Genomic DNA, 20,675 nt, shown 5'->3' with positions numbered 1-20,675 from the left:
ATGCGACGAATAATAGTTAATAATAAACCATCTAAGGGATGAGAATTCGTTAACAGGCGTTTCATTGACGAAATACTTTCCCCGTCGTTAGCTTACAGCGTGTGGAATTGTCCACCACGCACGGGAATAGAACTCCCTGTGCTTGGATAACCTTGGGGAGGTTAACCATGGCATGTCACTTTCGAGTCGCCGGCAACATCAGCAGTTCCGACAAGCAGGGCTTTGATCGGCGCTGGAATGCACCAAACCTCTATATCGTGTATTTGCCCACAACTGCAGACGAAGTCTTATATGCAATGCGGCAAATCGTCGACGAAGGAATATTCAACCAAGACGAAGTACAAATCACGTGCGGTCGACATTGTTACGAGGGGTTCGTATATAACGAAAAGACAAAAGTCATTATAGATGTGACGGGGCTCAAGGGCTTTGGCATCGACCCCAAAAGGGGCTATTATATCGACGTCGGTTATGGCAATTGGGACATGTACCGGCTATTCAACAATATGTACGGCCGCACCATCCCGGCGGGATCATGCTACTCTGTCGGCTTAGGCGGTCATATCACTGGCGGTGGTTACGGATTCCTGTCGCGTTTTCTCGGATTGTCGATCGACTACGTGACGGGCGTCGACATCGTTGCCTTTCCCGGTGGAAAGCCTGAACTCATCCAATGCGACGTGTCTGCGCCGGAAACGGCCGAGCTCCTTTGGGCCGTTCGAGGCGGGGGAGGTGGTAATTTCGGGATCATTACACGCTACTATTTCGCCGACCCACCGCGAGCTCCCGACGACATCTATCTGAGCACAATCAACTTAAAATGGGATTCTCTCACCCCGACGCAGTTCCAAGATATCCTCAACCTGTTCTCTACGTACGAATGCAGTCAGGATCCGGACACTTGGAAACAGCACAATATCTTGCATGTATTCCACAAATCGGCCCCCAATGGCATCGTTCTCTCCTCCTTCGCTTGCTATGACCAGATTATTCACGGAGATCGATCGGCCTTCGAAGCGAAATTGAACGCCGACATCTTGGCTCGCGAAGACCGCTACAAGGGGGTCGCTCCGATCTCGCACGACCCCGTTCCGCGCATCGGACATCCCTGGGTCGACGACGGTCGGGTCTTTACACCGACAAATAATTTGCCGTACCGCCGCTATACCTATCTCGAGGGAATGCAGGCCCTGAGCGGTTCCGGGCCGAACCGCTACGGCAAATACAAGTCGGCCTATATGAAGCGTGCCGTGCCGTCCGAGCAGGGCATGGCCATGTACCAGTTCATGACGTCGAATGACTTCCCGGGATCGGATCTCTCGGCGAGCTTGTTTCAGATCGATTCCTATGGCGGACGAATCAACAGCGTTGCCTCGAACGCGTCCGCTATTCCGCAACGTTCGTCGATCATGAAAATACAGTATCAAACCTATTGGTTCGAAGATTCGGATGAGGGTGCCAACTCGGCGCTGGCTCAGGCGAACATGTCCTGGCTAAAGACCATGTATGCGCGCATCTACAGCGGGTATGGCGGCACCCCCGACCCTGTGGAAGACAGAACCGGCACGGTAGACGGCTGCTATTTCAACTATTGCGATACAGATCTCGGCGTGAACAATGGCCCACACACGCCTTACGCCAATATCAACAAAGCAATGAGCCTCTATTTCGGCGAAAACTACCTTGGTGGTTCCAGTTTCAGCCTGCTGGGCGCAAAGAAAAACTGGAACCCTTCCGATTGGTTCCGGAGCGCCCAGTCGATCCCGGTCGCCTGACGGCCTGAGATGCTTCCGAAGGAGCGCGCGGGGAATCTCTACCCAGGCCCCGTTTGTTCCCTACCGCCCCACGAGCCGCAAGATGCGGCAGCGCGCACCGGCTTTCTCGGCCGGTGCGTGTGGCGGGCGCAGCACGAGCGCCCCGGAGGCGGCGAGCGTGCTGAGCATTGAGCTGTCCTGCCGGCCGAAGGGCCGCGCGAGCGGCAGGTCATTCGGTCGGTCGATGAGCTCGGCGCGCAGATAATCCTGGCGGATGTCATTGGCCGGAACATCGGCGGCGAGCTCGGCCTCCTCGCTGCGATCGCGTAAGGCGTCAGGATCGCCGGACAGCTTGCGGATCAGCGGCACGAGGAAGAGCAAGGCACAGACGATCGCCGAGACGGGGTTGCCGGGCAGGCCGAGGATCGCCATCGGCCCGAGCCGACCGTGCATCAGGGGCTTCCCCGGCCGCATGGCGATGCGCCAGAAGCCGAGCCGCATGCCCTGCTTGACCAGCGCCGACTGGACGAGATCGTGGTCGCCGACCGAGGCGCCGCCGAGCGTCACGAGCACATCGGCCTTGGCGGCTTGCGCCGCTGCAATCGCCGTTTCGAGCGCGGTGAAGTCATCACCGGCAATGCCGAGGTCGATCACCTCCGCGCCTTCCTCCTCGGCGAGCGCCGCGACGGCGTAGCTGTTGGACGTGACGATCTGGTCGGGGCCGATCGGCTCGCCCGGCCGGACCAATTCGTCGCCGGTCGCGAGGATGGCGACGCGCGGTCGGCGCCGGACGGGGAGGGTGCCATGGCCCATAGCGGCGGCGAGCGCGAGAAGCCGCGCATCGAGGCGCGCACCCGCGATAATCAGCGGCTGGCCCTCCCTGAAATCAAGCCCGGCCGCGCGGATATTGTTACCGGAGGAGGAGACGGCGGCGAAGGTGACGGCATCGCCTTCGCGCGTGGCATCCTCCTGGATGACCACACGGTCGGCGCCGTCCGGCACGGGCGCACCGGTAAAGATGCGCACCGCCTCGCCCGGCCCGACCGAGCCTGCAAAACGGTGGCCGGCCGCGCTCGTGCCAATCACCGCAAGACGCGCCGGCAGCGGCCCGACATCCGCGGCGCGCACGGCGTAGCCGTCCATGGCCGAGGCGGCGAAGGGCGGCTGCGTGCGCAATGCCGCCAGATCGACGGCGAGCCTGCGGCCCCGGCATTGGGCAAGCGGGATATCTTCTGCCGGCAGCGGACCCGGCAGGTCCGCGACGATGCGCTGCAGCGCCTCTTCGACGGAGGTCAGGTTCTTGTCGGCCGGGCTCATGGCGTCTTGTCCGCGACGAAATCGCCGGAGCGGCCCCCGCTCTTGGCGAGAAGGCGGATCTCGCCGATCACCATGGCGCGATCAACCGCCTTCACCATGTCGTAGATGGTGAGACAGGCGACGCTGACGGCGGTCAGTGCCTCCATCTCCACCCCGGTCTGGCCGGCGAGTTTCGCCTCGGCCGTCACGCGCACGCCGGGCAAGGCGTCGTCTAGCGTGAGGTCGACGCTCACCTTGGAGAGCTGAAGCGCGTGGCAGAGCGGGATGAGCTCGTGCGTGCGCTTTGCCGCCATGATGCCGGCGAGCCGCGCGGTGCCGAGCACATCGCCTTTCTTGGCGTCGCCCGCTCGGATGAGCGCCAGGGTTTCGGGCCGCATACGCACCGTGCCTTCGGCGGCCGCGCTGCGGCTCGTCACCGGCTTCGTCGATACATCGACCATATGGGCCGCGCCCCCGGCATCGAGATGTGTGAGCTTGCTCACGAGACGGCTGCCTCGCCGAAGAGCAGCGCGCGGGTCGCCGCCGCTACATCGGGCTGCCGCATCAGGCTCTCGCCGACGAGCAGCGTACGAATGCCGGCACGCGCGAGCCGCTCGACATCGGCATGGGTGGCGATGCCGCTCTCGCCGACGACGATGCGATCGGTGGGAATACGCGGCGCAAGCTCCTCCGAGACGGCGAGCGACGTCTCGAAGGTACGGAGATTGCGGTTGTTGATGCCGACGAGCTTGGTGCCGAGCGGCAGCGCCCGGTCGAGCTCGGCTGCGTCATGCACCTCGACGAGCACATCCATGGCAAGGTCATGTGCGGTCGCCACGAGCGCCTGTGCCTCCGCGTCACTCACGCTCGCCATGATGACGAGGATGCAGTCGGCCCCCCAGGCCCGTGCCTCGAAGACCTGATAGGGCTCGAACAGAAAATCCTTGCGCAGCGCCGGCAGGCCGGAGGTCTCGCGGGCTTGGCCGAGATAGTCCGGATGGCCCCGAAAGGAAGGCGCATCCGTCAACACGGAGAGGCAGGTGGCGCCGCCCCGCGCATAGGCGCGGGCGAGCGAGGGCGGGTCGAAATCGGCGCGGATCAAACCCTTCGAGGGGCTAGCCTTCTTGACCTCGGCGATGAGCGCCGGACGGCCCGCCTCCAGATGCCGGGCGATTGCCCCCGCAAATGGACGGGGAGGAGGCGCATTGCCGGCGCGCCGTTCCATCTCGGCTGGCGGAACGGCCTTCTTGGCCGCCGCGATCTCGCGGCGCTTATAGGCCTCGATGCGGGCGAGAATGTCGCTCATGGTTCCTCCGCCGCGGGTGCGTTCGAGACGGTGATGAGCGTCTCGAGCGTGGCGCGCGCAGCCCCAGAATCAACCGCCTTCGCGGCGAGGATGAGGCCGTCCGGCAGGTCCTTCGCCTGGCCCGCCACCACGAGGCCCGCGGCCGCATTGAGCAGCGCGATGTCGCGGTAGGCGTTACGCTTGCCGTCGAGCACCTCGCGTAGCGCTGCCGCATTCTGCTCGGGATCGCCGCCCTTCAGATCCTCGGGACGGGCGAGCGCCAAGCCGAGTTCCTCGGGATGGACGGAAAAGCGGCGGATCTGGCCGTCTTCCAGCGCCACCACCTGCGTGCGCGCCGCGACTGTCATTTCGTCGAGCCCGTCCTCGCCATAGACGGCCCAGACGCGCGACGACCCCAGTGTCTTCAGCACCTCGACGAGGGGCGCGAGCCAGCTTTCCGCAAAGACGCCGACCACCTGGCGGTCCACGCCCGCGGGGTTGGCGAGCGGCCCGAGCAGGTTGAACAGCGTGCGCGTGCCGAGCTCGACCCGCACCGGCCCGACGTGACGCATGGAGCCGTGATGGACCGGCGCGAACATGAAGCCGACGCCGGCCTCGCGGATGCAGCGGGAGATGCCGGCCGGCTCCTGCCCGACCTTCACGCCGAGCGCAGTCAGCACGTCGGCTGCGCCCGATTTGGACGAGGCGGCACGATTGCCGTGCTTGGCGACGAAGACGCCGCAGGCCGCGGTGATAATGGCTGCGAGGGTAGAGACATTGTAGCTGCCGGAGCTGTCGCCGCCCGTCCCCACGATGTCGATGGCGCCGGCCGGCGCCTCCACCCGCAGCATGCGCGACCGCATGGCAGCGACAGCGCCGGCGATTTCGTCGACGGTCTCACCGCGCACCCTGAGCGCCATCAGGAAGGCACCGCTCTGGGCGGGCGTGACCTCGCCGGACAAGAGCGTGTCGAAGGCAGCCCGTGCCTCGTCCCGGCTGAGCGCAGCACCCGTCGCGACTTTGGCGAGGAAGGGTTTGAAGGCGTCCATAAGCGTTCCGTCAGCTGAGGGGAGGGCGGTGGCTTGCGTTCCAGGTCGCTGCCATGTCGAGGAAATTCCCCATGATGGTGGCACCATGTTCGGAGAGAATGCTCTCCGGGTGAAACTGCACGCCATAGACCGGGTGATGCCTGTGCGACAGCGCCATGATCAGCCCATCCTCGCTCTCGGCAGTAATGTCGAAGGCCTCGGGACAGTCGGCGCGGTCGACGACCAGCGAGTGGTAGCGCGTCGCCTGGAACGGCCCGTTGATGCCACGGAATACGGAGGTGCCGCGGTGGCGCACCTCCGAGACCTTACCGTGCATGGGCAGTGGCGCCCTGACCACGCGCCCGCCATAGGCCTGTCCCATGGCCTGGAGGCCGAGGCAGACGCCGAAGAGCGGGATGTCCGGGCCGGCCCGCTCGATCAACGGCAGGCAGATGCCGGCCTCGTTCGGCGTGCAGGGCCCAGGCGAAAGCACGATGGCATCAGGACGGCGGGCTATGACGTCCTCGACGCCGATGGCGTCGTTCCGGTGCACCTCCACCTCGGTGCCGAGCCCGGCGACGAGATGCATGAGGTTCCAGGTGAAGCTGTCGTAATTGTCGATGAGGATGACGCGCGCCATGGCCGATGCCTTTACGAAGCCCCTGGTTTGCAGCCCGCGGCCGCTGCGGTCAAGCGTTGCGGGCCCGACCGCCGTTTCACTGCCCGCGCCGCGCCGAGGCTGCGAAGCGCACGGCTTCCTCCGCCGCGCGGAAGGCGGCCTTGGCCTTGTTGATGCATTCGACCTGCTCCGATTGCGGGTCGGAGTCATAGACAATCCCGGCTCCGGCCTGCACATGCATACGCCCGTCCTTGACCAGGGCCGTGCGCAACACGATGCAGGTGTCCATCTCGCCGTCCGCGCCGAAATAGCCGATGCAGCCGCCATAGGGCCCGCGCCGATCCCTCTCCAATTCGTCGATGATCTCCATGGCACGCACCTTCGGCGCACCCGAGACCGTACCGGCGGGGAAAGCGGCGACGAGCGCATCGAGCGCATCGCGCTTCGGGTCGAGCACGCCCTCGACATTCGAGACGATGTGCATCACCTGGCTGTAGTACTCCAGGAAGAAGCTGTCGGTGACGGTGACGCTACCAATCGCCGAAACCCGGCCCGCGTCGTTGCGGCCGAGGTCGAGCAGCATCAGATGCTCGGCGCGCTCTTTAGGATCGGCGAGCAGTTCCTCAGCGAGCGCCCGGTCTTCAGCCGGCGTGGCGCCGCGACGGCGGGTGCCGGCGATCGGCCGCACGGTGACCTTATTGTCGCGCACCCTGACGAGAATCTCCGGGCTCGAACAGACGATCTGGAAATCGTTGAAGTCCAGATAGCCGAGATAGGGCGACGGGTTGACGCGCCGCAGCGCGCGATAGAGCGACAGCGCCGGCAGCGGGAAGGGGGCTTCGAAACGCTGCGACAGCACCACCTGAAAGATGTCGCCGGCGCGGATATAGTCCTTCGCCTTCTCCACCATCGCCCGATAGGCATCCGGCGTCGTATTCGACACCGGCTCGGGCGCAACGAGGGCTGTCGCGTCGACACGCGCGTCATGCGGCAGCGGCCGGTCGAGCGCAACCAGCGCCTCCTCGATGCGGGCGACCGCCGCCTCATAGGCCGCCTTGGCCGACAGGCCGGGCTTGGGGCGGATCGGCGTGATCAACGAGAGTTCGTCGCGCACCGAATCGAAAACCGCCATCAGCGTCGGGCGCACCAGGATCGCATCGTCGACGCCGAGCGCATCGCGCGGCCCGCCCGGCAGGCGTTCCATTAGCCTGACCATATCGTAGCCGAGATAGCCGAAGACGCCCGCAGCCATGGGCGGCAATCCGGGCGGCAGGGCGATTGCACTTTCGGCGATCAGCACCCTGAGGCTCTCGAGGGCAGGGCGCTCGTCGGCGGCAAAAGCGCCATCGGCGGGTGCGTGGCAGATCTCGGCGCGGCCATCGCGGCAGCGCCAGATCACGTCGGGCTTGAGCCCGATCATCGAATAGCGCCCGCGGGTGGCCCCGCCCTCGACCGATTCGAGCAGGAAGGTCGGCTGTGCAAGGCCCGCGGCGAGCTTCAGATAGGCGGCGACCGGCGTTTCGAGATCCGCAACGAGCGTCGTGCTGAGGACTGTCGCGGCGCCGGCCGCATAGGTCGAGGCAAATTCCTCGTAGGAAGGAGAAAACACCATAGCCTCAGAAATCCGGTGCGCCGAAGGTGGTGCGCACGGCCTGCTGGTTCACCGTCACGCCGATCGTGTTCTGCAGGTCGGCGACATATTCGCTCAGGATGTCGTCGCTGAGCGCCGTGCGGAGCTGCTCGTCGAGTTGTCCGGCCTGGGCGGTCGAGGTGATGAAGGGCGGCACCGTCGCCGCGGTGACCTGGAAGAGGACACGGCTGCCTCCCTCCGGATCGCTCGCGGCCGAGCCCGCCTTGCCCGACGGGACGGCGAAGATCTGTGCAACGACAGGCCCGGTCAGGTCGTCCTTCGGCGTATTGCGCGCGAGGCCCTCGGCGGTCTTCACGGGCACCGACAGCTCGGTGGCGATGGTCGCGATCGGCTCACCCTTGTCCAGGCGCTCGCTCAAGGCGCGGGCCTTGTCGGAAAGCGCCTTGGCGATCGCATCGGCACGCCAACGCGCCAGGACATCATCGCGCACCTCGGCGAGCGGACGGTCATGGGCGGGCTCCACCCCCGTCACGTCGTACCAGACATAGCCGCCCTCAGGCAGGCTGACGGGCTCGTTGTCCGCACCGACGTCGGAGGCGAAGACGGCGTTGATGAGCGCCGTCCCGCCCTGCAGGCCGGCGATGGCCTTGCCGCCCTTGTCCTGCCCGGACCGATCCATCGCCGGAATCGTGCGGGTCTGCAGGCCGAGCTCAGTGGCGATATCGGCCAAGGGCTTGGCTGAGAGCCGCTGGTCCTCGATCTTGTCGTGAATGTCGGTGAGAGCGGCCTGCGCCTTGCTGCGCGCGATCTCCTGCTTGATCTCTGTGGCGACCTCCTCGAACGGCTTGACCTGTGCGGGCTCGATCGCCGTCACCCGGAGGAGCACCGTCGCGAAACGGCCCTTGACCGGGGCGCTGACCGCCCCTTGCGCCAGCCCGAAGGCCGCGTCCGCAATCGCCGGATCGACCAGCTCGCTCTTGGCGAAGGTGCCGAGCGTCAGGTCGTTCGGCGCGATGCCACGTTCGCTGGCGATAGCATCGAAGCTCGTGCCGGCCTTGATCTTGTCGGCGGCCGCCTGCGCGTCGGCATCATTCGGAAAAGCGATCTGCTGCACGGTGCGCCGCTCGGGCGTGCCGAAGCGGGTTGCCTTCGCGGATTCGTAGAGCTTGCGGGCCTCGTCGTCCGAGACGTCGTCGGGCTTTGCGAGCGTGTTCGGCGTCACCACGAGCGTCGCCACGCCGCGGAACTCCGGCGCCCGGAACACCGCCTTTCGGGCGTCGAACCACGTCTGCAAGGCGGCCTCATCGGGATCGGCGATCTGGCCGGCACTGGAAGCCGGCATGACCAGATAGCTGACATTCCGTCGCTCGGCACCGTAGCGATAGATGGCTTCGCGCATGGTGAGCGGCGCCGTCATCGCGCCGACGACGCTTTCCGCCAGTTGCCGGCGGATGATGACGGCTCGTTGGTCGCGCAGATAGGTCGCTTCGTTGAGGCCGTTGGTGCGCAGGATCTCGTCGAAAGCCGCGCGGTCGAACTGCCCGGCCGCGTTGCGGAACATGGGATCGTCCATGACGGTCCGCGCGATATCTTGATCGGAAATGCCGATCCCGAGCTCGGTCGCGCGCTGGTCGAGGGCCGCCTCGCCGATGAGCCGGCTGAGAACCTGATTCTCCAGCCCGAGCTGCCGCGCCTGCTCGGCGCTGATCGGCTGGCGCACCTGACGGATCAGCCGCGCCAGATCGGCTTGATAGGCGTTGCGCAGGTCCTGTGTCGAGATCTCGACCGAACCGACTTTGGCGGCCGTATTCGCGCCGTAGCCGCGGAAGATGTCGCCAATACCCCAAAGACCGAAGGAGATGATGAGAAAGCCGAACATCACGGCGACGGCTATACGGCCGAGCCAGCTTTTTCCGGCATTGCGAAAGCGATTCAACATGACAGGTCGAGATCCGGTCTGAGGTCAGCATGAGCGGGGCGGAGCGGTTGCGCTCGGCCGCACCTTCGTAAAAGGTGGCGGATCATAGAGACCAGGGCACGGCGCCGCAATGCCGCCCGCGTTGCAGGCGCGATGCGGCTCTGGTAGCGGAGCAAACGGCGGCCGGATAAGACCGGCATTAGGGAGTAGCTGATGGCAGGGAATCTGCGACCGCTCGTGGCCGGCAATTGGAAGATGAATGGCCTGAAAGCCTCGACCGAGGTCCTGCGCGCGATCATCAATGACTATGATGCGGCCCTTGCCGGTCGCGTCGATCTTCTCGTCTGTCCGCCGGCGACGCTTCTCACCGCCTTCGCCGATCTGGCGCAGGGCCACCGCGTGGCGATCGGCGCCCAGGATTGCCATTCAGAGCTCGCCGGCGCCTTCACCGGTGACATTTCCGCCGAAATGATCGCCGATGCGGGCGCGGCTGCAGTCATCGTCGGCCATTCGGAGCGGCGCGCCGGTCATGGCGAGAGCGATGCCGACATATGTGCCAAGGCGAAAGCCGCCTGGCGTGCCGGGCTCCTGCCGATCGTCTGCGTGGGCGAAACCAGGGCGCAACGCGATGCAGGCCAGACGCTTGCGGTGGTGGAACGGCAGGTGGCCCAATCGGTGCCGGACACTCTGCCGGCCGATGTCGTCATTGCCTATGAGCCGGTCTGGGCCATCGGCACGGGGCTCACGCCGACCACAGGAGATGTCGCCGAGGTGCACGGTGCCATCCGCCGACAGCTCGTGGCGCGTTACGGCGGCCAGGGGGAGAGCATACGTTTGCTCTATGGCGGCTCGGTCAAGCCGTCGAATGCCGCCGAGCTCATGGCTGTCGAGCATGTGAACGGGGCGCTCGTCGGCGGAGCGAGCCTCTTTGCCGCGGACTTTCTGGCGATCGCCCGAGGGTGTTGCGGCTGAACTTGCCTGAGTTGAGCGCCCGGCGACCACCGCGCGGCGATTCGCCTGCGCACGGCTCTTTCCTCGGCAGCGGCGATCGTGTTAGGAGCGGCCTCAAGGAATCAAGCCTGGCCGGCCGTGCCGCGCTGGGCGCTGGATGTTGACATGCAGAGCGTTATCATCGTCGTCCATCTCGTTGTCGTCATCGCGCTCGTCGGCGTGGTGCTGCTGCAGCGCTCCGAAGGGGGCGGGCTCGGCATGGGCGGCGGCGGCGTGTCCGGCTTCATGACCGGGCGGGGCCAGACGAACGTGCTGACCCGCACGACCGCCATTCTCGCGACGATCTTCTTTTTGACGAGCCTTGGCCTGTCGATACTCGCCAGCTTGCAGCGCAACCAGCGCTCCATCTTCGACACGATGCCCAATGCGCCGGCCGCGCCTTCGGCACCTGGCGCGCCGAGCAGCGGCGGAGGCGGCGTGCTCGACCAGCTCCAGCAGTTGCAGAACCGGCAGCAGGGACAATCGCCCGCGCCCCCCGCTTCGGTGCCTGACGCGCCCGCCGCCCCGTCTGCCCCGGCGGCGCCCGCGCCGGCCGCACCTGCTGCCCCGGCTCCCTCTGGACCGCAAGTGCCGGGTTCTCAGTAACAGGCGGCGACAACAGCGACGTCGCAGGCATGCTCACGGGATGGGAGATCGGCTGAGAGACCGGTCTCCTTTCCCTGGGGATGCGTGTTTCTTTTTGCCGGGGATCGGCATCTTTGCCTCTCCCCGAATCGATTCCGATGGAGTAGAAGAGGAACCCCATGGCGCGGTACGTTTTCATCACCGGCGGCGTGGTGTCCTCCCTGGGCAAGGGGCTTGCATCGGCGGCCCTCGGAGCTCTCCTGCAGGCACGTGGCTACAGCGTGCGCTTGCGCAAGCTCGATCCCTATCTCAATGTTGATCCGGGAACGATGAGCCCTTACCAGCATGGTGAGGTCTTCGTGACGGACGACGGCGCCGAGACCGATCTCGATCTCGGCCATTACGAGCGCTTCACAGGTCGTCCCTGCACCCGCGACGACAATGTCACGACGGGGCGCATCTATCTCGACATCCTGACGAAGGAGCGGCGCGGCGATTATCTCGGCGCGACTGTGCAGGTCATTCCGCATGTCACGAATGCCATCAAGGAATTCGTGCTGACGGGCAACGAAGACAGCGATTTCGTGCTGGTCGAGATCGGCGGCACGGTGGGCGACATCGAAAGCCTGCCCTTTCTGGAAGCCATCCGCCAGCTCGGCCAGGAGCTCGACCGCGGCCAGGCTGTCTTCATCCACCTGACGCTCCTGCCCTATATTCCCTCGGCGGGCGAGCTCAAGACGAAGCCGACGCAGCATTCCGTCGCCGAGCTGCGCTCGATCGGCATTCAGCCGGACATCCTGCTCTGCCGCACCGATCGCCCCATCCCGCAGGAGGAGCGGCGCAAACTCTCGCTGTTCTGCAATGTCCGCGAGAGCGCGGTGATCGAGGCCCGCGATGTCGCCTCGATCTATGATGTGCCGATCGCCTATCACGCCGAAGGCCTGGACACCGAGGTGCTCGCCGCCTTTAGGATCGACGATGCGCCGAAGCCGAACATCACCCGCTGGACTGGCATTTCCGAACGCGTCCGCAATCCGGAAGGCGAGGTGACCATTGCCATCGTCGGCAAATATACCGGCCTCAAGGATGCCTATAAGTCGCTGATCGAGGCGTTGATGCACGGCGGCATCGCCAACCGCGTCAAGGTCAATCTCGACTGGATCGAGAGCGAGATCTTCGAGCGCGAGGACCCTGCCCCCTTCCTGGAACATGTCGACGGCATCCTTGTGCCCGGCGGCTTCGGCCAACGCGGGGCGGAGGGCAAGATCCGCGCCGCCGGTTTCGCGCGCGAGCGCAAGCTTCCCTATTTCGGCATCTGCTTCGGCATGCAGATGGCGGTGATCGAAGCGACCCGCTCGCTCGCCGGCGTCAGGGAGGCCAATTCGACCGAATTCGGCCCGACCAGCGAGCCGGTTGTCGGCCTCCTCACCGAATGGCTCAAGGGCAACGAGCTCGAACGGCGCCGCGCCGACGGCGATCTCGGCGGCACCATGCGCCTCGGCGCCTATGAGGCGCATCTCAACCCCGGCTGCAAGGTGGCTGAGATCTATGGCGCCACGCAAATCTTCGAGCGCCATCGCCATCGCTACGAGGTGAACATGGCCTATCGGGCGCGTCTCGAGGACAAGGGCATGCGCTTCTGCGGCATATCCCCCGATGGCCTTCTGCCGGAGATCGTCGAACTTGCCGATCACCCCTGGTTCATCGGCGTGCAGTTCCACCCGGAGCTGAAGTCGCGTCCCTTCGAGCCGCATCCCCTGTTCCAGAGCTTCGTGGCCGCGGCCGTGGAGCAATCGCGGCTCGTGTAGGGACTTGAGCGGGATCTCGCATCTAGGGCGCACGATCCCTCCCATCGCGGGGAGGGTACTCCGCGCAGCGGAGGAGGTGGGATCCCCACCTGTCTCAGAGCAAAGGACGGGTATCTGACATGCCCCGCGGCATCGACCATCTCGTCATCGCCGTCCGCGATCTCGACGCGGCCGGCGATTTCTATGCCCGGCTCGGCTTCACGGTGGGCGCGCGCAACCGGCACCCCTGGGGCACGGAAAACCGCATCGTGCAGCTCGACGGCTCGTTTATCGAGCTCGTCGCCGTCGTCGATGAAACGGCGATCCCGCCGCATGGCCCCCGCCGGTTCAGCTTCGGCGCCTTCCTGCGCGACTATCTCGCCGCCCGCGAGGGATTTGCCATGCTCGTGCTTGAATCGGACGACGCCGCAGCCGATGCGAAAGGCTTCGCCGCGGCCGGCATCGGCGATTTCGAGCCCTTCTTCTTCGAGCGGCGCGGGCGCCGCCCGGACGGCAGCGAGACGACGGTCGCCTTCACACTCGCCTTCGCTCACGACGCAGGCGCGCCGAACGTCGGCTTTTTCACCTGCCAGCACCATCATCCCGAGAATTTCTGGAACGCGGCGTTCCAGCAGCATGCCAATGGCGCGCGGCGCATCGCGGCAGCCGTAATGGCCGCGGAAAACCCGACCGACCATCACATTTTCCTCTCGGCCTTTACCGGTCAGCGCGATCTGCATGCCACCTCGCTTGGCGTGAGTGCCGCCTTGCCGCGCGGGCGGTTCGACATTCTCTCGCCGGACGCCTGCCGGAGCCTTTATGGCCTCGCGGATGCACCGCGCGATCCGGCGCTCGTCGCCTTGACGATCGCCGTGGACGACGTCGAGGCCGTTGCGGCCCACCTCACCGGCGCCGGCATCCCGAGCCGCGCGATCGGACCGCGGCTCGTCGTGCCGCCGGAGGCCGGCTTCGGCACCGCGATCGCCTTCGAGCCTGCGGGAGGGGCCTCGTAAGCCCGGCGATCGCGCATCCCTTGCCGATTGCCGACCGAGAGGCCATCATAAGGAGACATGGCTTGGGGTGCCCCATCCGGGGCTGAGATCATACCCATCGAACCTGTCTGGGTCATGCCAGCGTAGGGAGCCGCCGATGCTTCATCAGGACAAGGGGTCGGACGTCGCCGTCATCGGTGCGGGCGTCATCGGTTTGTCGATCGCCTGGCGGCTCGCCCAGCGCGGCCTCAGTGTCACGGTCTTCGACCGTGGCCGGGCAGGCGAGGGGGCAAGTCACGCAGCCGCCGGCATGCTCGCCGCCTGCGCCGAAATCGAGCCCTCGGAAGAGCGCCTCCTCAACCTCAACCGGGCGAGCCAGGCCCTCTGGCCCGATTTTGCGGCCGAGGTCGAAGCGGCAAGCGGCGAGACGGTCGATCTCCGGCAGGAAGGCACGCTCAATATCGCCTTGACCGCGGACGAGGCGGCACGCCTCAAGCAGCATCTCGTGCTGCAGGAAAAATTGCAGCTTCCGGTGAGCTGGCTGTCCGCGACGGACGTGCGGCGCCGCGAGCCGGCGCTTGCCCCGGGTCTTGTCGGCGGCATCGTCTCGCCGGAAGATCACCAGGTCGACAACCGCAAACTCGCGCGCGCCCTGAAGATCGCGGCCACCGCCGCCGGCGTGCGGCTCGTGGAAGAGACGGCCGTCACGGCGCTTGCCGTCGGGAATGGTCGTGTCACCGGCATCGAAACCGCCGCCGGCCTCTATTCCGCCGGCACGGTCGTGCTGGCAGCCGGCGCCTGGTCGCGCGGGCTCGATGGCCTGCCGGCCGAGGCGCGCCCACCTGTGCGGCCGGTCAAGGGTCAGCTTATCGCACTCGGCATGGATCCGGCTGCGCCGCTTCTCAATCACGTGGTCTGGGCGCCGGGCGTCTACATGGTGCCGCGCCGCGACGGCCGGCTCATTCTCGGCGCCACCGTCGAGGAGAAGGGCTTCGATCAGGCCATCACCGCCGGTGGGCTGCTGTCGCTCCTCCACGCCGGCTGGCGCGCGCTTCCGGCCATCGAGGAACTGCCGGTGATCGAGACCTGGGTCGGGCATCGGCCCGGCAGCCGCGATGATGCGCCGGTACTGGGACCTGGCCCCGTCGAAGGCCTCGTCTATGCCACCGGCCACCACCGCAACGGCATCCTGCTCACGCCGATTACCGCCAAGGTAATCAGCGATTTGATCGTCGAGGGCCTGCTCGATCCGGTGGCGGAGCCTTTCCGGCTCTCCCGCTTCACCTCCGCTCCCGTCGCGGCGTGAGCGGCGCAAGGCACTGAAGAATGCGCGAAGAGAACACTAAGACGCGCGGCATGATCCGCATCAACGGCGAGGACGAGGCACTCACGGCCGCGACAGTGGCCGATCTCGTGGCGCAGCATATTGCGCCCGAGGCGCGCGGGGTGGCGGTGGCGCTCAACGGCGCGGTCGTCCCGCGAGCCCGTTGGACGGAGACCGCATTGTCCCCCGGCGATCGCATCGAGATCGTCCATGCCCGACAGGGAGGTTGATTCGTCCTATGAACCTCATGGCACAAATGCCTGAACGGGCTCATTCTTCCACAGACGATGCGCTCATCATCGCCGATCGCCGGTTCACCTCGCGGCTCTTCCTCGGCACGGCCGGCTATCCCAACCAGCAGGCTATGCTGGACGCGGTCGCGGCAAGCGGCACCGAGATGGTCACCGCCTCGATCCGCCGCATCAGCCTCGATGGCTACGAGGAAAGCCTCCTCGACGTGCTCGGCGACCGGGTCTCATTCCTGCCGAATACGGCCGGCTGCCAGACGGCGCGCGATGCCGTGCTCACCGCCGAGCTCGCCCGCGAGGCGCTCGGCACCAACTGGGTGAAGCTCGAGATCATCGGCGATCGCGAGCTGCAATATCCGGATGTCGAAGAGCTGCTGGCGGCCACCGCGGAGCTCGTCGGCAAGGGCTTCGTGGTGCTGCCTTACTGCACCGAGGATCCGGTCATCTGCCGCAAGCTCGCCGATGCCGGAGCGGCCGCAGTGATGCCGCTCGGTTCGCCGATCGGCTCCGGCCTCGGCATCTCCAATCCCCATCTCATCGAGCTCGTGGCGAGCCGCAGCCCCGTGCCGGTGGTGCTCGATGCCGGCATCGGCACCGCCTCCGATGCCGCTTTCGCCATGGAGCTCGGCTGCTCGGCGGTGCTGCTCAACACCGCCATCTCGCGCGCCGACAATCCCGTGCTGATGGCCAAGGCCATGCGCGCAGGCGTCGAGGGCGGGCGCCTCGCGCGGCTCGCCGGGCGCATTCCGCGCCGGCGCTATGCCGAACCGTCGAGCCCGCAGCTCGGTCTCGTCGAGAACTGATGCTCCCGGACCCGCCGCTTCTCGTCGTCAGCGACCGCCGCCAGACGGATCGGCCGATGGAGGAGGTGGCGGCGGCGGCCTTTGCCGGCGGGTGCCGCTGGTTCAGCTTGCGCGAAAAGGACTTAATCCGCGACGCTCAAATCTCACTTGCGCTTCGGATCAAGGCGCTCGCCGCGCCTTACGGCGCGCGGGTCATGCTCCATGGCGAGCCGGACCTCGCGCATGCGGCCGGACTCGACGGTATCCATCTCGGCGCGGCCGGGAATGCCGAGGCCGCACGGGCCCTGCTCGGACCGAACGTGTTCATCGGCCAATCGGTCCATAGGGTCAGCGAGGCCGGCGCCGCGCCGGCGGAGGCCCTGGATTATGTGATCGCCGGTCCGGCGTTCCTCACGGCGAGCAAGCCCGGCTACGGCCCGGCACTCGGAGCGGAGGGGCTCAAGGCTATCACTGCCGCGACGTCGCTACCGGTGATCGCCATCGGCGGCATTGCTGCTGACACGGTCGAGACCTGCCGTGCGGCCGGTGTGGCCGGCATCGCCGTGATGGGAGGCGTCATGCGCGCGGACGATCCCGCCGGTGAAGTCGCGGCGCTGATCGCGGCGTGGCGGGGGTAGGCCGTTAGCCCGAGAATCGTGGCGCTACCAATATGTTAACGTGACGTTCTGAATCCGCTTCTGAATGTCAGGCCCGGGATTCACAGCCCAGGGCCAAAAAGCCAGCCGTGGCCCACGGCTCACCGCGGCCGATAGGGCGGCACGCCCTGGTCGGGCAGGAAGAGCCCCTCGGGCGGGGCGCCCGTCTGCCAGAAGACGTCGATCGGAATGCCGCCGCGCGGATACCAGTAGCCACCGACGCGCATCCACACCGGCGCGAGCAGCTCGGCGATGCGCTTGCCGATCGACACCGTGCAGTCCTCGTGAAAGGCGCCGTGGTTGCGGAAGGCGTTGAGATAGAGCTTCAGCGCCTTCGATTCGAGGAGCCAGTCGCCCGGCACATAATCGATGACGATGATGCCGAAGTCTGGCTGGCCGGTGACCGGGCAGAGCGACGTGAATTCCGGGCAGGTGAAGCGTGCGACATAAGGCGTGCCGGCCTGCGGGTTCGGCACGCGGTCGAGCTGCGCCTCCTCGGGTGAGGCGGGCAGGGGGCTCGGCCTGCCGAGCTGGAGCGTGTCATTGGTCATTTCCGTGTTCCTTTTGCCGGCCTCCCGCGCCGAGCGATCATGGTCCGCAGCTGTCATGCTGGACCGCGCCGCGGCTTTTAGCGGCGTCGGAGCCGGTGACCCTTGCCAGCTTCAGCAGTTGGCGTAAAAGCCGGGCTGAGACAAGGCCAGTTGGCCGCGTTGCCCTGCAGTTTTCTGGTCGGAGGCCCCCATGACAGCCATCGTCGATGTTCTCGCCCGTGAAATCCTCGACAGCCGCGGCAATCCGACCGTCGAGGTCGACGTATCGCTGGAGGACGGCTCCTTCGGCCGCGCCGCGGTGCCTTCCGGCGCCTCGACCGGCGCCCACGAGGCCGTCGAGCTGCGCGACGGCGACAAGGCCCGTTATGGCGGCAAGGGCGTGTTGAAGGCGGTCGAGGCGGTCAACGGCGAGATTCTCGAGGCGATCGGCGGCTTCGATGCCCAGGACCAGGTCCAGATCGACGAGTCGATGATCGCCCTCGACGGCACGCCCAACAAGAGCCGGCTCGGCGCCAATGCCATTCTCGGCGTGTCGCTGGCTGTTGCAAAAGCCGCCGCCCAGGCGAGCGGATTGCCGCTCTACCGCTATGTCGGCGGCACCCAGGCGCGCGTCCTGCCCGTGCCGATGATGAATATCGTGAATGGCGGCGTGCATGCCGACAACCCCATCGACTTCCAGGAGTTCATGGTGATGCCGGTCGGCGCGCCGAGCTTCAGCGAGGGGCTGCGCATGGGCGCGGAGATCTTCCACATCCTGAAGAAGGCGCTGAAGGATGCCGGTCACAACACCAATGTCGGCGACGAGGGCGGATTCGCGCCCAATCTGCCGTCGGCCGAGGCCGCACTCGATTTCGTGATGCAGGCGGTGCGCACCGCCGGCTTCGAGCCGGGACGGGACGTGGTGCTCGCGCTCGATTGCGCCGCGACCGAGTTCTTCAAGGACGGCGCCTATGTCTATTCGGGCGAGGGCACGACGCGCAGCCCGTCCGAACAGGCCCACTATCTCGCCAAGCTCGTGGCCGACTATCCGATCGCCTCGATCGAGGACGGCATGGCCGAGGACGACTGGGACGGCTGGAAGGAACTGACCGACCTCGTCGGCGGCAAGACGCAGCTCGTCGGCGACGATCTCTTCGTCACCAATGTCACGCGCCTGCAACAGGGCATCGACCAGGGCGTCGGCAATTCCATTCTCGTGAAGGTCAACCAGATCGGCTCGCTGACAGAGACGCTTGCCGCCGTCGATCTCGCCCATCGCGCCGGCTATCGGGCGGTGATGTCGCACCGCTCCGGCGAGACCGAGGACGCGACGATCGCCGATCTCGCCGTCGCCACCAATTGCGGGCAGATCAAGACCGGCTCGCTCGCGCGGTCCGACCGGCTCGCGAAATACAACCAGCTGCTGCGCATCGAGCAGGAGCTCGGCAACGACGCGCGCTACGCCGGTCGCGCGGCGCTCGCAGCGCTGGCGCGGTCGTAATCCTCGGCTCGATGGCCTCGGCCCACGATCCCCGGTTCCGGCCGGGGATTTTTCGTATGCATCTGCGGTTCTAACCGCTTTTTAACCACGGCGGATGCAGACTTGCCGTCATGGTTGTTCGTCGGCGTCTTCGTGCAGTTCTGATTCCCCTCGTGCTCTACATGGTGTCGAGCGCGGTCGTCGGCTATTTCGTCTTTCACGCGCACCACGGCGCGCGCGGCCTGGAGGCCAAGCGCGAGCTCACGGCGGAAATCGCGCGGCTCACCGACGAGCTCGCCACATTGAGAGACGAGCGTGCGTCATGGGAAAAGCGGGCCTCGATGCTGCGCGCCGAGGCGATCGACTACGACGTGCTCGACGAGCAGGCCCGCGAAGTGCTGGGATATGTTCACAAGAACGACGTCGTCGTTCTGCTCGGTCAGCAGGATGGCGCTGCCAACGAGACGGCGTCACCGGCGACGCCGTGAGGATCTCGGCTTAACCAAATTCCGGTTGATCCGAAAAAGTGGCGCCTTTTCAGGCCGTTAGTTGCATTTGAACCTATTATTTTTGATCGGAGGGTCTCGCCATGAGGGCGGCCCTGCGCTACATATCCTCTCAAACTCTGGTCGGGAGGATGTTCATGGCCCTTGCCGCACGAAAAGCTTCGCGCGCCGACGCTCAGGTCGATTCCGTGACGTCTGAAGCAGCGGGACAACGCCGAGGCGGGCGCCTTGCGAAGGCTCCAGCCAAGAAGCGGGGGCCGGCCAATGCGGGCTCGAGCACCGGCTTCACCAAGGAACAGGAGTTCGCCGCGTTCCGCGACATGCTCTTGATCCGCCGTTTCGAAGAGAAGGCGGGTCAGATGTATGGCATGGGCCTCATCGGCGGCTTCTGCCATCTCTATATCGGCCAGGAAGCCGTGATCGTCGGCATGCAGGCCGCCGCTGCCGGAGATGATCAGGTGATCACCGGCTACCGCGACCACGGCCATATGCTCGCGACGGGCATGGATCCCAAGGGCGTGATGGCCGAGCTCACGGGCCGCCGAGGAGGCTACTCCAAAGGCAAGGGCGGCTCCATGCACATGTTCTCCAAGGAGAAGAACTTCTACGGCGGCCACGGCATCGTCGGCGCACAGGTGTCGCTCGGCACCGGCATCGCCTTCTCCAACCGCTACCGCGGCGAGGAGCGCGTCTGCGTTACCTATTTCGGCGACGGCGCGGCCAATCAGGGCCAGGTCTACGAGAGCTTCAACATGGCGGAGCTCTGGAAGCTGCCCGTGGTCTATGTCATCGAGAACAACCGCTATGCGATGGGCACGTCTGTCGCCCGCTCTTCGGCGCAGACGGATTTCTCCAAGCGCGGCGCTTCCTTCAATATCCCCGGCGAGCAGGTGGACGGCATGGATGTGCGGGCCGTGAAAGCGGCCGGCGAGCGCGCCATCACCTGGGCGCGCGAGGGTAACGGCCCCTACATCCTCGAAATGCAGACCTATCGCTACCGCGGCCATTCCATGTCCGATCCGGCGAAATACCGCTCGAGGGACGAGGTCCAGCGGATGCGCGAGGAGCACGATCCGATCGAGCAGGTACGCCGGCGCCTCCTGACCGACTGGAAGCTGTCCGAGGACGAACTGAAGGCGATCGACGCCAAGGTGCGCGAGGTCGTCAACGAGGCGGCAGACTTTGCAACCCACGACCTCGAACCCGATCCGTCCGAGCTGTGGACCGACGTGTTGAAGTAGCCCTTGCGGGCGGTCGTTTGCCGCCCGCAAGGCCGTTTCCGCGCCCCGAGTTCGTCCGCGAAA

At 66.0% G+C, this 20,675-nt stretch carries 20 protein-coding genes and 1 riboswitch; of the genes, 12 read left to right on the top strand and 8 right to left on the bottom strand.

What is annotated here, in order from left to right:
* Positions 1–167: 167 nt before the first annotated feature.
* Positions 168–1,775, top strand: a complete 1,608-nt coding sequence (locus tag ACFQU1_RS24325) for an FAD-binding protein (RefSeq protein ID WP_378137653.1) — start codon at positions 168–170, stop codon at positions 1,773–1,775.
* Between the two features lie 60 nt (positions 1,776–1,835).
* Here ACFQU1_RS24325 and glp read toward each other — a convergent pair whose 3' ends face one another.
* The 7 genes from glp to ACFQU1_RS24290 all read right to left on the bottom strand — a co-directional run bounded on the left by glp (position 1,836) and on the right by ACFQU1_RS24290 (position 9,512).
* The gene (glp, locus tag ACFQU1_RS24320) at positions 1,836–3,071 is read right to left on the bottom strand and encodes a gephyrin-like molybdotransferase Glp (protein WP_378137651.1); all 1,236 of its coding nucleotides are present in this window, start codon (positions 3,069–3,071) and stop codon (positions 1,836–1,838) included.
* Positions 3,068–3,553: a cyclic pyranopterin monophosphate synthase MoaC gene (moaC, locus tag ACFQU1_RS24315; protein ID WP_378137649.1), complete on the bottom strand. Its 486-nt coding sequence runs from the start codon at positions 3,551–3,553 to the stop codon at positions 3,068–3,070. Before moaC ends, glp begins: the two co-directional genes overlap by 4 nt.
* Positions 3,550–4,356 carry an indole-3-glycerol phosphate synthase TrpC gene (trpC, locus tag ACFQU1_RS24310; protein ID WP_378137647.1) on the bottom strand — a complete coding sequence of 269 codons (807 nt, stop codon included), beginning with the start codon at positions 4,354–4,356 and terminating at the stop codon, positions 3,550–3,552. The genes moaC and trpC overlap by 4 nt, the downstream gene beginning before the upstream one ends.
* Positions 4,353–5,384: an anthranilate phosphoribosyltransferase gene (trpD, locus tag ACFQU1_RS24305; RefSeq protein ID WP_378137645.1), complete on the bottom strand. Its 1,032-nt coding sequence runs from the start codon at positions 5,382–5,384 to the stop codon at positions 4,353–4,355. The genes trpC and trpD overlap by 4 nt, the downstream gene beginning before the upstream one ends.
* A gap of 10 nt (positions 5,385–5,394) precedes the next feature.
* A complete protein-coding gene (locus ACFQU1_RS24300) occupies positions 5,395–6,003 on the bottom strand; it encodes an anthranilate synthase component II (protein ID WP_378137644.1) in 609 nt (202 codons plus the stop codon).
* 76 nt (positions 6,004–6,079) lie between these two features.
* Positions 6,080–7,594 carry an anthranilate synthase component I gene (gene trpE, locus ACFQU1_RS24295; protein WP_378137641.1) on the bottom strand — a complete coding sequence of 505 codons (1,515 nt, stop codon included), beginning with the start codon at positions 7,592–7,594 and terminating at the stop codon, positions 6,080–6,082.
* Between the two features lie 4 nt (positions 7,595–7,598).
* Positions 7,599–9,512 carry a SurA N-terminal domain-containing protein gene (locus ACFQU1_RS24290; protein ID WP_378137639.1) on the bottom strand — a complete coding sequence of 638 codons (1,914 nt, stop codon included), beginning with the start codon at positions 9,510–9,512 and terminating at the stop codon, positions 7,599–7,601.
* A 192-nt stretch (positions 9,513–9,704) separates the two neighbouring features.
* Between ACFQU1_RS24290 and tpiA the strand changes: the two genes are divergently transcribed.
* From tpiA to ACFQU1_RS24250, 8 genes are all read left to right on the top strand, one after another.
* Positions 9,705–10,463, top strand: a complete 759-nt coding sequence (gene tpiA, locus ACFQU1_RS24285; protein ID WP_378137637.1) for a triose-phosphate isomerase — start codon at positions 9,705–9,707, stop codon at positions 10,461–10,463.
* Between the two features lie 144 nt (positions 10,464–10,607).
* Positions 10,608–11,087, top strand: a complete 480-nt coding sequence (gene secG / locus ACFQU1_RS24280) for a preprotein translocase subunit SecG (protein WP_378137635.1) — start codon at positions 10,608–10,610, stop codon at positions 11,085–11,087.
* Between the two features lie 158 nt (positions 11,088–11,245).
* Positions 11,246–12,874 carry a CTP synthase gene (locus ACFQU1_RS24275; RefSeq protein WP_378137633.1) on the top strand — a complete coding sequence of 543 codons (1,629 nt, stop codon included), beginning with the start codon at positions 11,246–11,248 and terminating at the stop codon, positions 12,872–12,874.
* 119 nt (positions 12,875–12,993) lie between these two features.
* A complete protein-coding gene (locus ACFQU1_RS24270; protein ID WP_378137631.1) occupies positions 12,994–13,866 on the top strand; it encodes a VOC family protein in 873 nt (290 codons plus the stop codon).
* Positions 13,867–13,919: 53 nt separating this feature from the next.
* Positions 13,920–14,014: riboswitch (TPP riboswitch) on the top strand.
* On the top strand, positions 14,003–15,151 hold the full coding sequence (thiO, locus tag ACFQU1_RS24265; RefSeq protein WP_378137629.1) for a glycine oxidase ThiO: 1,149 nt from the start codon (positions 14,003–14,005) through the stop codon (positions 15,149–15,151). Its footprint overlaps the riboswitch before it by 12 nt.
* A 20-nt stretch (positions 15,152–15,171) precedes the next feature.
* Positions 15,172–15,399, top strand: a complete 228-nt coding sequence (thiS, locus tag ACFQU1_RS24260; protein WP_378137627.1) for a sulfur carrier protein ThiS — start codon at positions 15,172–15,174, stop codon at positions 15,397–15,399.
* A 26-nt stretch (positions 15,400–15,425) separates the two neighbouring features.
* The gene (locus ACFQU1_RS24255) at positions 15,426–16,220 is read left to right on the top strand and encodes a thiazole synthase (protein WP_378138351.1); all 795 of its coding nucleotides are present in this window, start codon (positions 15,426–15,428) and stop codon (positions 16,218–16,220) included.
* Entirely contained in the window at positions 16,220–16,837 is a 618-nt protein-coding gene (locus ACFQU1_RS24250) for a thiamine phosphate synthase (RefSeq protein WP_378137625.1), read from the top strand. The genes ACFQU1_RS24255 and ACFQU1_RS24250 overlap by 1 nt, the downstream gene beginning before the upstream one ends.
* Positions 16,838–16,956: 119 nt before the next feature.
* On the opposite strand, the gene queF is transcribed toward ACFQU1_RS24250, so the two are convergent.
* On the bottom strand, positions 16,957–17,406 hold the full coding sequence (gene queF / locus ACFQU1_RS24245) for a preQ(1) synthase (protein WP_378137623.1): 450 nt from the start codon (positions 17,404–17,406) through the stop codon (positions 16,957–16,959).
* 190 nt (positions 17,407–17,596) lie between these two features.
* Between queF and eno the strand changes: the two genes are divergently transcribed.
* The 3 genes from eno to pdhA all read left to right on the top strand — a co-directional run bounded on the left by eno (position 17,597) and on the right by pdhA (position 20,612).
* Positions 17,597–18,886, top strand: coding sequence for a phosphopyruvate hydratase (gene eno, locus ACFQU1_RS24240; protein WP_378137620.1), 1,290 nt, complete (start codon positions 17,597–17,599; stop codon positions 18,884–18,886).
* A 161-nt stretch (positions 18,887–19,047) separates the two neighbouring features.
* Positions 19,048–19,353 (top strand): septum formation initiator family protein, encoded by a 306-nt coding sequence (locus ACFQU1_RS24235; RefSeq protein ID WP_378138349.1) that lies wholly within the window; start codon positions 19,048–19,050, stop codon positions 19,351–19,353.
* A 155-nt stretch (positions 19,354–19,508) separates the two neighbouring features.
* Positions 19,509–20,612, top strand: coding sequence for a pyruvate dehydrogenase (acetyl-transferring) E1 component subunit alpha (gene pdhA, locus ACFQU1_RS24230; protein ID WP_378137618.1), 1,104 nt, complete (start codon positions 19,509–19,511; stop codon positions 20,610–20,612).
* Positions 20,613–20,675 lie beyond the last annotated feature (63 nt).

The organism is Chelatococcus sp. GCM10030263 (genome assembly GCF_042666455.1).
In the GTDB taxonomy this organism is placed as follows: domain Bacteria; phylum Pseudomonadota; class Alphaproteobacteria; order Rhizobiales; family Beijerinckiaceae; genus Chelatococcus.
This window is presented reverse-complemented; position numbering and strand designations above follow the sequence as displayed.